Origin of the sequence: Streptomyces flavofungini, assembly GCF_041028215.1 — a bacterium.
Lineage (GTDB): Bacteria > Actinomycetota > Actinomycetes > Streptomycetales > Streptomycetaceae > Streptomyces > Streptomyces flavofungini_B.
The window spans coordinates 1-11,469 of sequence record NZ_JASKYR010000169.1 but is presented as its reverse complement, the minus strand read 5'-3'; the positions used below and the strand labels follow the sequence as shown (position 1 = coordinate 11,469).

Below are 11,469 nucleotides of genomic sequence, written 5' to 3'. Positions count from 1 at the left end.
CGGACGGCCCCTCCCTCGACGCCCTCGCGGCGGCGGGCGTGGCCCGCGTGAGCTGCGGCTCGCTGCTGTTCCGCGCGGCGCTGGGCGCGGCCGTCGCGGCGGCGGTGGCGGTGGCCGGGGGCCGCCCGGTCACCGGTGACATCCCGTCGTACGCGGAGACGCAGGGGCTGGTCGACGGGTGACCGGCGAGCTGAGCGAGGCCGAGCGGCGGGTCTGGGAGGCGTTTCCGTATGGGCGGGCCGTGGACTTCGGGGAGAGTCGCGGGGAGCTGCCCCGGGCCGACGCGGAGTGGGGCCCCGACCGGACCGTGCGGGCGGAGGTGCTGCGGGCGCTGCTGCTGGGCGGGTCCGCCGTCGAGGGGCACACCCCGGTCCTCCGGGTGACCGGCGCACGCGTCAGCGGGACGCTCGACCTCCAGCACGCGGAGATCGCGGCGCCGATCCACCTGAAGGCCTGCCTCTTCGACGCCACACCCGAGCTGTACGGGGCACAGGTCCGGCAGCTCACCCTCAGCCGCTCCCTCCTGCCGGGCCTGCATGCCATCGCCCTGCGGGCGGACGGCTCACTCCGCATGCCGGACTCCCGGGTCCTGGGGCCCGTTCGGCTCGGCGGGGCGCGGATCACCGGAGGAGTGACTCTCTACGGGGCACACCTGGGGGAGCGGGGCGTGGCACCGGCCGAACCCGTGCTGGCGATGAACCACGTCAGCATCGCGGACGACCTCCGGGCCGACAGGGGGTTCACCGCCCACGGTGAGGTCCGCCTCGAAGGGGCGGCCATCGCGGGACGGATCACTCTCGACGACGCGGTTCTGAGCAACCCGGGTGGCACCGCCCTGCGGGCGGCGAACCTGGGCGTCGGCTCCGACCTGCGCGCCGCACGCCTCGCCGCACGCGGACGGGTCGATCTGCTCGGCGCCCGGATACCCGGCACGATCGACTTCGAGGGGGCGCGCCTCAGCAACCCCGGCGGGGTGGCGCTGCGTGCCAGCTCGCTCGTCGCCGGGGCGCTCTGGCTGCGCGACGCGCCTCGCGTCGAGGGCGCGGTCACGCTGCGCGGCGCCCAGCTCGACTTCCTGTACGTGGCCCCGGACACCTGGCCCGACGCCGTCCGTCTCGACGGCCTGACGTACGCCAGGATCGGCCCCGCCGAGCCCGTCGAGCGGCGGCTCGAACTCCTGGAGCGGGACACCGAGGGCTACGTGCCCTTCGCGTACGAGCAGCTCACGGCCGCGTACCGGCGCATGGGCGACGACGCGGCGGCCCGCACCGTCCAGCTCACCAGGCAGCGCCGTCAGCGCGCGTCGCTGCCCTGGTACGCCAGGGCCTGGGGCCACCTCCAGGACGTGACCGTCGGCTACGGCTTCCGGCCGACGCGCGCGGCGGTCTGGCTGCTTTCGCTGCTGCTCGTCGGGACGGTGACGTACGCGCTGCGGGAGCCGTCGCCGCTGAAGCCGGGGGAGGCGCCGGAGTTCAACGCCCTCTTCTACACCCTGGACCTGCTGCTGCCCATCGTCTCCTTCGGGCAGGAGCAGGCGTACGCCTCGCGCGGCGTCTACCAGTGGGTGGCCTACGCCCTGATCGTCCTGGGCTGGACCCTGGCGACGACGGTGGCGGCGGGCATCACGCGCTCGCTGAGCCGCCAGTAGCCTCTTGGACCCCGGTCACGAACGCCTGCCAGGCGGTGCCGCCGAAGATCAGGGCGGGGCCCTGAGGGTCCTTGCTGTCGCGTACGGGGACGACGCCGGGGACTCCGTCGGCGACCTCGACGCAGTTTCCGCCCTCGCCGTTGCTGTAGCTGCTCTTGCGCCAGCGTGCGGCGCCGGGGAAGTCATGGGCTATCTCGACACAGTCACCGCCCTGGCCGTTGCTGTAACTGCTGGCCCGCCAGGAGGCGTTGCTCAGGTCGTACTGATGCATCGTCTGTAGTCCTCAGCCGCCGACTCGATCAGGGCGAGGGACGCCTCCGGCGACAACGCGGCGGCCCTCAGCAGAGCGTACGTTCGCTGCGCGTGCCTCACCACGGCTGGTTCATCGATGAGGGTTCCCGAATACTCCGTTTCTGTATAAAGCGTCGGCGGTGACTCCTCGAAGTCCATGAGCTTCAGTTGCCCGCCCATGGAGGCGTGCGCCCCTCCGCTGTACGGGATCACCGCCACCAGCAACTGCCGCTGCCGCATCATCTCGGCGAGGTGGTCCAACTGCCCGGCCATAACGGTCGAGCCGCCCACGGGGATGTACAGCACGTTCTCGTGCAGGATGACCCAGTACTCGGGGCGCGTGGCGTCCCCGAGGATCGCCGCTCGCTCCAGGCGGGCGCCCACCTTTTCCTCCACGTACTCGTCCGTCACGAACGGGTTCGCCGCGAGGGTCACCGCGCGGGCGTACGCGGCGGTCTGCAACAGACCGGGAACCAGCGTCGGCGCGAACTCGCAGATGCGCGTGGCGAGCGTCTCCAGTTCGACGACCGCCGCGAAGTAATCCGCGTACCGCCTGTCGTCGATCAACTGGCGGCAGAGCCTCTCGAAAAAGCCTCCGGTTTGCAGGACCTCATCGATCCGCTGGGCCACATCCAACTGCGGCTTACGAATCGCCTGTTCGAATTGGCCGATGTAGCCACCGGAGACGAACACCTGCATCCCCAGCGCTGTCTGCGTAAGCCCCGATTCCTCCCGGCGTCGTTTCAGCTCCGCGCCGAAGAACTCCCACGCTGCTTGCCGTGAACCATTGGCCATGGCCAACCGCCTTTCACTGCCCCTCAGTTGTAGAGGGCAGAATCCTGCCGAGTGTAGGTGCAGTGCGTCACGGTAGGGGTGCGAAGAGTGAAATACGGAAGCGAAGGGGAGTCACGTGAAGTCGGATTCCAAGCGTCACGCAGTGGTCTGCGTCGAACAGGCGGAGGAAACATTGAGGGAATTGCGCACCGCGCTCGCCGGGGCGGGAATTACGCTGCCGTCCCTGCGGATCGACGCGGCGACGCTGGCGAGGGAAGCGCCGTGTCCGCGGATCGAATTCGGCGGTTGTTCCGTCGACGCCGCGGCCCGCCTGGCCGCGGCCCTGCGCGCGGGCGGTGCCAAGGAGGCGACCCCATGAATCTGGACCTTCCCGTCGGCTCGTACGTGGTCGACACCCGTAACGGGCGGATCGGCAGGGTGATGGGCCACGAGGGGCCGTACGTACAGCTGCGCCCCTACGGCGGGGGCCGGGAGTGGGACTGCGCGCCGGAGGCGGTACGGACGGCGACGGCGGCGGAGCGCCTGAGCGCGGCGACGGCGTACGCGAACGCCCGGAGCCGGGGCGAGGTGCCCTGAGACTCAGCCGTACCCGGTGATGTTGCAGACGTAGACGCACTCGTGGCGTGGCACGGGCAGGAAGCTGATGAAGCCCCGGCCGCCGAGGATGTCGAACTCGCGAAGGCCGCCCTCGCGGTCGGTCGGCCTGCCGATACGGACACTGCCCTCGCCGAGCGCGGCGAGTTCGGTGGTGAGGCGCTCGACCTCGGCCACCACGCCGGTCGGAAGGCCCTCGGTGACGTACTCGGCGCTGGGGTTGCAGTCCCAGGACCAGTCGGTCACAGACCGGCCTCCGCTTCCGCCGTCTCGCGGATGCGGCGGATCTCGGTGATCGCCTCCGTCGGGTCCTGCTCGCCCGCGTCCACGAGCTGCTCCAGTTCGCGCAGCCGGGCCGCGCGCTGCGGGTGCCGTTCGACGGCGACGAAGACGGCCCAGGAGTGGATGAAGGCGCGCAGCGGGGCGAGGCTCTGCGTCTGCTGGGCGTTCGTGGTCGCCTCGAAGAGGTGCTGGGTGAGCGCGGGGACCCTGCTGGGCGCGATCCGGGTCACTGCGGCACGGAGGGCGTCGGGCGTCAGCTCGGGCATCGGGATCAGCGGCCCGTAGGGGCCGTCGGGCTGTGCGCTCACAGGGTCCTCCGGTGCGGGTGGGGCAGGTTCTCGTACGCTACCGCTCCGCTGGAGGGGGTCGGGGGCATACGGGGCGAGCCGCTCCGCCGGGAACCCCGGGCCGGGATGTCGGTGGCGTACGCGAGAATGGGCCCATGAGTCTGTTCCGCGACGACGGCATCGTGCTGCGCACCCAGAAGCTGGGTGAGGCGGACCGGATCATCACGCTGCTCACGCGCGGTCACGGGCGGGTACGCGCCGTGGCGCGCGGGGTGCGGCGCACGAAGTCGAAGTTCGGGGCGCGGCTGGAGCCGTTCTCCCACGTCGACGTGCAGTTCTTCGCGCGGGGAAGCGAGCTGGTCGGGCGGGGCCTGCCGCTCTGTACGCAGAGTGAGACCATCGCGCCGTACGGGAGCGGCATCGTCACCGATTACGCGCGGTACACGGCCGGGACGGCCATGCTGGAGACCGCCGAGCGGTTCACCGACCATGAGGGCGAGTCGGCGGTGCAGCAGTATCTGCTGCTCGTCGGCGCCCTGCGGGTGCTGTCCAGGGGCGAGCACGAGCCCCATCTGGTGCTCGACGCCTTCCTGCTGCGCTCCCTCGCCGTCAATGGGTACGCGCCGAGCTTCACGGACTGCGCGCGCTGCGGGCTGCCGGGGCCCAACCGGTTCTTCTCCGTCGCCGCCGGGGGATCGGTCTGCGTCGACTGCCGGGTGCCCGGCAGCGTCGTACCCTCTGCGCAGACCCTCGAACTGCTCGGCGCGCTGCTCACCGGCGACTGGGAGACCGCGGACGCCTGTGAGCCCCGGCACGCCAGGGAGGGCAGCGGGCTGGTTTCGGCCTATCTGCACTGGCACCTGGAGCGCGGACTGCGCTCTCTGCGGTATGTGGAGAAGAGCACATGAGCAGGCCGGGCAGAGCACGTGAGCAGTACGCACGTCCACAGATCAGCTAGGTAGGAGAGAGCCCCCCATGGCACGACGCGGAATCCTCGGACGGTCCCGCCGCGAGTACAAGGTCCCCGAGCCGCACCCCTCGGGCGCCAGGCCGCCGAAGATCCCCGGCGAGCTCGTGCCCAAGCACGTCGCCTGTGTGATGGACGGCAACGGCCGCTGGGCCAAGGAGCGGGGGCTGCCGCGCACCGAGGGCCACAAGGTCGGCGAGGGTGTCGTGCTCGACGTCCTCAAGGGCTGCCTGGAGATGGGCGTCAAGAACCTCTCCCTCTACGCCTTCTCCACCGAGAACTGGAAGCGCTCGCCCGACGAGGTGCGCTTCCTGATGAACTTCAACCGGGACGTCATCCGCCGCCGCCGCGACGAGATGGACGAACTGGGCATCCGCATCCGCTGGGTGGGCCGGATGCCCAAGATGTGGAAGTCGGTCGTCCAGGAGCTCCAGGTCGCCCAGGAGCAGACCGTCGACAACGACGCGATGACCCTGTACTTCTGCGTCAACTACGGCGGCCGTGCTGAGATCGCCGACGCCGCGCAGGCCATCGCCCGCGACGTCGCCGCCGGGAAGCTCGACCCGGCCAAGGTCAACGAGAAGACGTTCGCGAAGTACATGTACTACCCGGACATGCCGGACGTCGACCTCTTCCTGCGCCCCAGCGGCGAGCAGCGCACCTCGAACTACCTGATCTGGCAGTCCAGCTACGCGGAGATGGTCTTCCAGGACGTGCTCTGGCCCGACTTCGACCGCCGCGACCTGTGGCGAGCCTGTCTGGAATACGCCTCCCGGGACCGCCGCTTCGGCGGCGCCATCCCGAACGAGGAGCAGATCGCCAACAGCTAGCCGTACCCGCGGATAGGGCCCCGGCCGCCGCATCGGCGGCCGGGGCCCTCGCTGTACGAACCGTTACTTCCGCGCGCACTCCGCGCACGTGCCGAAGATCTCCACGGTGTGCGCCACGTTCACGAAGCCGTGCTCCGTGGCGATCGACTCGGCCCACGACTCCACCGCCGGGCCCTCGACCTCCACGGCCTTGCCGCAGACGCGGCAGACGAGGTGGTGGTGGTGCTCGCCGGTCGAGCAGCGGCGGTAGACCGTCTCGCCCTCGCTGGTGCGCAGGGCGTCGACCTCGCCGGCGTCGGCGAGCGACTGGAGCGTGCGGTAGACCGTGGTCAGACCGACCGAGTCGCCCTTGTGCTTGAGCATGTCGTGCAGCTCCTGCGCACTGCGGAACTCATCGACGTCGTCGAGTGCCGCGGCCACTGCCGCGCGCTGGCGGGTGGACCTGCCTCGAACCGGGGCTCCCACGGTTGTCTCCTCGCGTCTGCGCTCTGGTCTGGGCCTGCCGGGCCATTGTGCCAGGTCGCCCGCGACCGGGGTCAGGCCTTGGCCACCGGCTGGGCGGGAACGGTGCACTCCGCCGGGTCGGCCGCGGCCTCGGCCGCCGCGGCGCGGGCCCTGCGCCGGGCAAGGGGCGTCGCGAGCACCGTCAGGGCGATGAAGACCCCGATGGTGAGGAGCACGATCGTCGCGCCGGGCGGCACGTCCTGGTAGTACGAGGTCGCCGTGCCGCCGAGCGTCACCGCGACGCCGATGGCCACCGAGACCGCGAACGTCGCCGCGAAGCTCCGGGTGAGCTGCTGGGCCGCCGCCACCGGCACCACCATCAGCGCGGAGACCAGGAGCAGGCCCACGACCCGCATGGCGACGGTCACGGTGACGGCCGCCGTGACGGCCGTCAGGAGGTTGAGCGCCCGCACCGGCAGGCCCGTCACGCGCGCGAACTCCTCGTCCTGGCTCACCGCGAAGAGCTGGCGGCGCAGACCGACCGTGACGAGGACCACAAAGGCCGCCAGGAGGCAGATCGCCGTCACGTCCTCCTCGGAGACCGTCGAGAGCGAGCCGAAGAGGTACGACTGAAGGTTGGCGTTCGAGCCGCCGGGGGCGAGGTTGATGAACATCACGCCGCCCGCCATGCCGCCGTAGAACAGCATCGCGAGCGCGATGTCGCCGCGCGTCTTGCCGTACCAGCGGATCAGCTCCATCACCACGGCGCCGATGATCGCGACCGCCGTGGCCATCCACACCGGGGAGGTGGACAGCAGGAAGCCGAGGCCGACGCCGGTCATCGCCACATGGCCGATGCCGTCGCCCATCAGGGCCTGGCGGCGCTGGACGAGGTAGATGCCGACGGCGGGGGCGGTGATGCCGACCAGGACGGCGGCGAGGAGCGCCCGCTGCATGAAGGCGTATTCGAGGATTTCCATCGTTGTTGTTCGCCCTCGGTCAGGTCAGGAGGCCGGTACGGACCGGCTCCGCGTCGGCGGTGTGCGGGTGGACGTGGTCGTGGCCCGGCAGGGCGTGCTGGCCGACGGCCTTCGGGGGCGGGCCGTCGTGGAGCACACAGCCGTCGCGCAGGACGACCGCCCGGTCGATCAGCGGCTCCAGGGGGCCCAGCTCGTGCAGGACGAGCAGGACCGATGTGCCCTTGGCGACCTGCTCGCGCAGCGTGGCGGCGAGGACCTCCTGGCTGGCCAGGTCCACGCCCGCCATCGGCTCGTCCATGATCAGCAGCTCCGGCTCGGAGGCCAGGGCGCGGGCGATGAGCACCCGCTGGTGCTGGCCGCCGGAGAGGGCGTTCACCGAGTCCTTGGCGCGGTCGGCGAGGCCCACGAGCTCGATGGCGCGGGCCACGGCCGCGCGGTCCGCCCTGCCGAGGATGCCGAAGCGGGCCCGGGAGAGCCGTCCCGACGCCACGACCTCGCTGATCGTGGCGGGCACGCCGCCCGCGGCGGTGGTGCGCTGCGGGACGTACCCGACGCGGGCCCAGTCGCGGAAGCGGCGGCGCGGGGTACCGAAGATCTCTATCTCGCCGCCGCTCACGGGGACCTGGCCGATGACGGTGCGCACGGCCGTGGACTTGCCCGAGCCGTTGGCGCCGAGCAGCGCGACGACCTCGCCGCGGCCCACCCGGAGGTCGATGCCGCGCAGGACGGGGCGCGAGCCGAGCTCGGCCGTCACCTGGCGCAGGGATATGACGGCTTCGCCCGGGTCGACAGTCTTGCTCATGGCGGGTGCCTCCGTAGCCGCGGAGAGTGGGGTCATTTGGTGCCCAGGGCCTTCTGCAGGGCCTTCAGGTTGGACTCCATGACCTGGATGTAGTCGTCGCCCTTGGACTTGTCGGTGATGCCCTCGATCGGGTCGAGTACATCAGTCCTCAGGTCCGCGTCGTTCGCCAGGGTCTTCGCCGTCTTGTCGCTGACGAGCGTCTCGTAGAAGACCGTGGTGACACCGTCCTCCTTGGCCATCCTCTGGAGGTCCTTGACGCGCTTGGCGCTGGGCTCGCCCTCGGGGTCGAGGCCGCTGATGGCCTCCTCGGTGAGGCCGTAGCGCTCGGCGAGGTAGCCGAAGGCGGCGTGGGTGGTGATGAAGACCTTGGACTTGGTGTCCTTCAGGCCGTCCTTGAAGGACGAGTCCAGGCCACCGAGCCTCTTCACGAGCTTCGCGGTGTTCTTCTCGTAGGTCTTCGCGTGCTTCGGGTCGGCCTTCTCAAGGGCCTTGCCGACGCCCTCGGCGACCTCGGCGTACTTCACCGGGTCGAGCCAGATGTGCGGGTCGGCGCCCTCGTGGGAGTGGCCGTGGCCGTGCCCCTCGTGGCCCTCTTCCTCGTGGCCGTGCTCGTGCCCGCCGACTTCGTTGCCGTGCTTCTCCATGCTGGTCAGGGCGGCGGCGTCGACCTTGGTCTTGATGCCGGACTGGTCGATCGCGTCGTCGACGGCGGGCTGGAGGCCCTTGAGGTGGAGGGCCACGTCGGACTCTTCGAGCTGTCCGCGCTGCTTGGCGGAGACGTCGAGGTCGTGCGGCTCCTGGCCCGGCTCGGTGAGGTTGGTGACGGAGACGTGGTCCCCGCCGATCTGCTCCGCGAGGTACTGCATGGGGTAGAACGACGCCACCACGTCGAGCTTGCCGTCCTTGTCGTCCGCGGCGGAGGTCGAGCAGGCGGTGAGAGCCGTGAGACCGAGGGCCGTGGCGGAGGCGAGGGCGGCGGTGGATATGAGGCGTCGTCGTACGTTCATGACACTCATTTTCAACAAAATTGGAAACGATTGTCAACAAACGGTCCGGGCGGGCTCCGGTAAGAGGGTCATACCGGAACCGATTTGATTAGGGGGGTCGGGCCGCCGGTAACCTGAAGCATTCGCTCCCGAAGCCCGCTGCCTCCGGCAGTAACTGCTTCGCCCCGCCGTCGTCATGAAGAGAGCACCGTGGCCGCCGACAAGATCGACACCATCGTCAGCCTGAGCAAGCGCCGTGGCTTCGTTTTCCCCTGCAGTGAGATCTACGGCGGCCAGCGCGCCGCCTGGGACTACGGACCGCTCGGCGTCGAGCTGAAGGAGAACCTCAAGCGCCAGTGGTGGCGTTACATGGTCACCTCGCGCGAGGACGTCGTCGGCATCGACTCGTCGGTGATCCTGGCGAGCGAGGTCTGGCAGGCCTCCGGCCATGTCGCGACCTTCTCCGACCCGCTCACCGAATGCCTCTCCTGTCACAAGCGCCACCGCGCCGACCACCTGGAAGAGGCCTACGAGGCCAAGCACAACCGTCCCCCGGCCAACGGCCTGGCCGACATCAACTGCCCCAACTGCGGCACCAAGGGCCAGTTCACCGAGCCCAAGCAGTTCTCCGGCATGCTCGCCACGCACCTCGGCCCCACCCAGGACAGCGGCTCCGTCGCCTACCTGCGCCCCGAGACCGCGCAGGGCATCTTCACCAACTTCGCCCAGGTCCAGCAGACCTCGCGCCGCAAGCCGCCGTTCGGCATCGCGCAGATGGGCAAGTCCTTCCGCAACGAGATCACGCCCGGCAACTTCATCTTCCGCACCCGCGAGTTCGAGCAGATGGAGATGGAGTTCTTCGTCAAGCCGGGCGAGGACGAGAAGTGGCAGGAGTACTGGATGGAGCAGCGCTGGAACTGGTACACCGGTCTCGGCCTGCGCGAGGAGAACATGCGGTGGTACGAGCACCCGAAGGAGAAGCTCTCCCACTACTCCAAGCGCACCGCTGACATCGAGTACCGCTTCCAGTTCGGCGGCAGCGAGTGGGGCGAGCTGGAGGGTGTCGCCAACCGCACCGACTACGACCTCTCGGCGCACTCCAAGGCCTCCGGCCAGGACCTCTCCTACTTCGACCAGGAGGCGGGCGAGCGCTACACGCCGTACGTGATCGAGCCCGCGGCCGGTGTCGGCCGCACCATGCTCGCCTTCCTGCTCGACTCCTACAACGAGGACGAGGCGCCGAACGCCAAGGGCAAGCTGGAGAAGCGCACGGTCATGCGCTTCGACCACCGCATCGCCCCGGTGAAGGTCGCGGTCCTGCCGCTCTCCCGCAACCCGGAGCTCTCGCCGAAGGCCAAGGGCCTCGCGACCGCCCTGCGGCAGAACTGGAACATCGAGTTCGACGACGCGGGCGCCATCGGCCGCCGCTACCGCCGCCAGGACGAGATCGGCACGCCGTACTGCGTCACCGTCGACTTCGACACCCTCGACGACAACGCCGTCACGGTGCGCGAGCGCGACACCATGAAGCAGGAGCGGGTCTCCCTCGACCAGATCGAGGGCTACCTCGCCACCCGCCTCGTGGGCTGCTGACACCGCCGACGCCGCACGCGCGAAGCCCCCGGTTCCCGAGCGAAGGAACCGGGGGCTTTCCCGTGCCGGGGCGAGGGCCGGGGCTAGGCGGTCAGGCGTTCCGCCTCGGGCGCCGCGTCCGAGGCCGCGAGGCGCCGCGCTGCCCGCTCGGCCGTGTCCCGCGCCCAGCGTCCGCTGGTCAGCGCCCCGATCACCAGCACGGCGACACCGCAGGCGACCAGAATCCACCAGGCGGGGCGGCTGGCCCCCGTGAAGTCCTCCGCATACGAGGACGAGGCGACGCCCGAGGCCAGGACCGCGCCGATCACCGCGACGCCGAGCGTCTGGCCGATCTGGCGGCTGGTGGAGGCGACGGCGGCGGCCACACCGGCCTGGGCGCGGGGCATCCCGGCGACGGCGGTGTTGGTGATCGGGGCGTTCACGAAGCCGAAGCCGAGGCCGAAGAGGACATAGCCGATGAAGCGCGTCGGGCCCGCGTTCTCCGCCTCGAAGACGGCGAAGAGCACTCCGGAGGCCGTCATCGCGACCCCGGCGATCAGCAGGGAGAGCCGGGGGCCGCGGCTGCCGACGAGCCGCCCGGACAGGGGGGCGCAGACCAGCGTCATGGCCGCCATCGGCAGCATCCACAGACCGGCGTGCAGGGCGTCAAGGCCGCGCACGTCCTGGAGGTAGAGCGTCGAGAGGAAGAGGAAGCCGCCGAGCGAGGCGAAGGCGCAGACCGCGATCACGGTGGCCCCGCTGAACGGCGCCGACCGGAAGAAGCGCAGGTCGATGAGGGGCTCGGCGCGGCGCGGCTCGTACAGGAGCAGCCCGGCGAGGGCGAGCACGGCGCCGCCCGCGAAGGCGAGGATCAGCGGCGAGGTCCAGCCCGCGCTCGGCGCCTCGATGATCGCGTACGTCAGCGTGCCGAGGAGCGCGATGACCAGGAGCTGTCCGACGGGGTCGGGGCGGCGGGGCCGCGGGGCGCGGG

General features: G+C 70.6%; 15 protein-coding genes and 1 pseudogene. 7 read left to right on the top strand and 9 right to left on the bottom strand.

What is annotated here, in order from left to right; all coding sequences use genetic code 11:
* Positions 1-182, top strand: a pseudogene (locus tag AB8Z36_RS14350) (isocitrate lyase/phosphoenolpyruvate mutase family protein); the annotation flags it as partial.
* The gene (locus AB8Z36_RS14345) at positions 179-1,648 is read left to right on the top strand and encodes a membrane-associated oxidoreductase (RefSeq protein ID WP_369213663.1); all 1,470 of its coding nucleotides are present in this window, start codon (positions 179-181) and stop codon (positions 1,646-1,648) included. The pseudogene AB8Z36_RS14350 and the gene AB8Z36_RS14345, both read left to right, overlap by 4 nt.
* On the opposite strand, the gene AB8Z36_RS14340 is transcribed toward AB8Z36_RS14345, so the two are convergent.
* On the bottom strand, positions 1,623-1,919 hold the full coding sequence (locus AB8Z36_RS14340; RefSeq protein WP_369213662.1) for a DUF397 domain-containing protein: 297 nt from the start codon (positions 1,917-1,919) through the stop codon (positions 1,623-1,625). The genes AB8Z36_RS14345 and AB8Z36_RS14340 overlap by 26 nt on opposite strands.
* Positions 1,901-2,734, bottom strand: a complete 834-nt coding sequence (locus AB8Z36_RS14335) for a helix-turn-helix domain-containing protein (RefSeq protein ID WP_369213661.1) — start codon at positions 2,732-2,734, stop codon at positions 1,901-1,903. Before AB8Z36_RS14335 ends, AB8Z36_RS14340 begins: the two co-directional genes overlap by 19 nt.
* Before the next feature lie 115 nt (positions 2,735-2,849).
* On the opposite strand from AB8Z36_RS14335, the gene AB8Z36_RS14330 reads away from it, so the two are divergent.
* Both AB8Z36_RS14330 and AB8Z36_RS14325 read left to right on the top strand, forming a co-directional pair.
* Positions 2,850-3,092 carry a hypothetical protein gene (locus tag AB8Z36_RS14330; protein ID WP_369213660.1) on the top strand — a complete coding sequence of 81 codons (243 nt, stop codon included), beginning with the start codon at positions 2,850-2,852 and terminating at the stop codon, positions 3,090-3,092.
* Positions 3,089-3,310 (top strand): hypothetical protein, encoded by a 222-nt coding sequence (locus tag AB8Z36_RS14325; protein ID WP_369213659.1) that lies wholly within the window; start codon positions 3,089-3,091, stop codon positions 3,308-3,310. The genes AB8Z36_RS14330 and AB8Z36_RS14325 overlap by 4 nt, the downstream gene beginning before the upstream one ends.
* Before the next feature lie 3 nt (positions 3,311-3,313).
* Here AB8Z36_RS14325 and AB8Z36_RS14320 read toward each other — a convergent pair whose 3' ends face one another.
* A complete protein-coding gene (locus AB8Z36_RS14320) occupies positions 3,314-3,574 on the bottom strand; it encodes a hypothetical protein (RefSeq protein WP_369213658.1) in 261 nt (86 codons plus the stop codon).
* Positions 3,571-3,918, bottom strand: a complete 348-nt coding sequence (locus AB8Z36_RS14315) for a DUF6247 family protein (RefSeq protein ID WP_369213657.1) — start codon at positions 3,916-3,918, stop codon at positions 3,571-3,573. Before AB8Z36_RS14315 ends, AB8Z36_RS14320 begins: the two co-directional genes overlap by 4 nt.
* 134 nt (positions 3,919-4,052) lie before the next feature.
* On the opposite strand from AB8Z36_RS14315, the gene recO reads away from it, so the two are divergent.
* A complete protein-coding gene (gene recO / locus AB8Z36_RS14310) occupies positions 4,053-4,805 on the top strand; it encodes a DNA repair protein RecO (RefSeq protein WP_369213656.1) in 753 nt (250 codons plus the stop codon).
* A gap of 67 nt (positions 4,806-4,872) precedes the next feature.
* Positions 4,873-5,694, top strand: coding sequence for an isoprenyl transferase (locus AB8Z36_RS14305; protein ID WP_369213655.1), 822 nt, complete (start codon positions 4,873-4,875; stop codon positions 5,692-5,694).
* Positions 5,695-5,757: 63 nt separating this feature from the next.
* Here AB8Z36_RS14305 and AB8Z36_RS14300 read toward each other — a convergent pair whose 3' ends face one another.
* The 4 genes from AB8Z36_RS14300 to AB8Z36_RS14285 form a co-directional block, all read right to left on the bottom strand.
* Positions 5,758-6,159 carry a Fur family transcriptional regulator gene (locus AB8Z36_RS14300; protein WP_062776712.1) on the bottom strand — a complete coding sequence of 134 codons (402 nt, stop codon included), beginning with the start codon at positions 6,157-6,159 and terminating at the stop codon, positions 5,758-5,760.
* Between the two features lie 71 nt (positions 6,160-6,230).
* Complete coding sequence (locus AB8Z36_RS14295) at positions 6,231-7,118, bottom strand: metal ABC transporter permease (RefSeq protein WP_369213654.1); 888 nt, start codon at positions 7,116-7,118, stop codon at positions 6,231-6,233.
* Positions 7,119-7,137: 19 nt separating this feature from the next.
* A complete protein-coding gene (locus AB8Z36_RS14290; RefSeq protein WP_369213653.1) occupies positions 7,138-7,920 on the bottom strand; it encodes a metal ABC transporter ATP-binding protein in 783 nt (260 codons plus the stop codon).
* A 32-nt stretch (positions 7,921-7,952) separates the two neighbouring features.
* Entirely contained in the window at positions 7,953-8,927 is a 975-nt protein-coding gene (locus tag AB8Z36_RS14285) for a metal ABC transporter substrate-binding protein (protein WP_369213652.1), read from the bottom strand.
* Positions 8,928-9,116: 189 nt separating this feature from the next.
* Between AB8Z36_RS14285 and AB8Z36_RS14280 the strand changes: the two genes are divergently transcribed.
* Positions 9,117-10,499, top strand: coding sequence for a glycine--tRNA ligase (locus AB8Z36_RS14280; RefSeq protein WP_369213651.1), 1,383 nt, complete (start codon positions 9,117-9,119; stop codon positions 10,497-10,499).
* 83 nt (positions 10,500-10,582) lie between these two features.
* On the opposite strand, the gene AB8Z36_RS14275 is transcribed toward AB8Z36_RS14280, so the two are convergent.
* Positions 10,583-11,469 (bottom strand): MFS transporter (locus AB8Z36_RS14275; protein WP_369213650.1); only part of this gene is annotated, 887 nt, incomplete at its 5' end.

Coding starts and splice junctions, on each gene's coding strand:
- AB8Z36_RS14340 (WP_369213662.1), bottom strand. CDS start 1,919: ATGCATCAGTACGACCTGAGCAACGCCTCCTGGCGGGCCAGCAGTTAC.
- AB8Z36_RS14335 (WP_369213661.1), bottom strand. CDS start 2,734: ATGGCCAATGGTTCACGGCAAGCAGCGTGGGAGTTCTTCGGCGCGGAG.
- AB8Z36_RS14325 (WP_369213659.1), top strand. CDS start 3,089: ATGAATCTGGACCTTCCCGTCGGCTCGTACGTGGTCGACACCCGTAAC.
- recO (WP_369213656.1), top strand. CDS start 4,053: ATGAGTCTGTTCCGCGACGACGGCATCGTGCTGCGCACCCAGAAGCTG.
- AB8Z36_RS14305 (WP_369213655.1), top strand. CDS start 4,873: ATGGCACGACGCGGAATCCTCGGACGGTCCCGCCGCGAGTACAAGGTC.
- AB8Z36_RS14295 (WP_369213654.1), bottom strand. CDS start 7,118: ATGGAAATCCTCGAATACGCCTTCATGCAGCGGGCGCTCCTCGCCGCC.
- AB8Z36_RS14290 (WP_369213653.1), bottom strand. CDS start 7,920: ATGAGCAAGACTGTCGACCCGGGCGAAGCCGTCATATCCCTGCGCCAG.
- AB8Z36_RS14285 (WP_369213652.1), bottom strand. CDS start 8,927: ATGAACGTACGACGACGCCTCATATCCACCGCCGCCCTCGCCTCCGCC.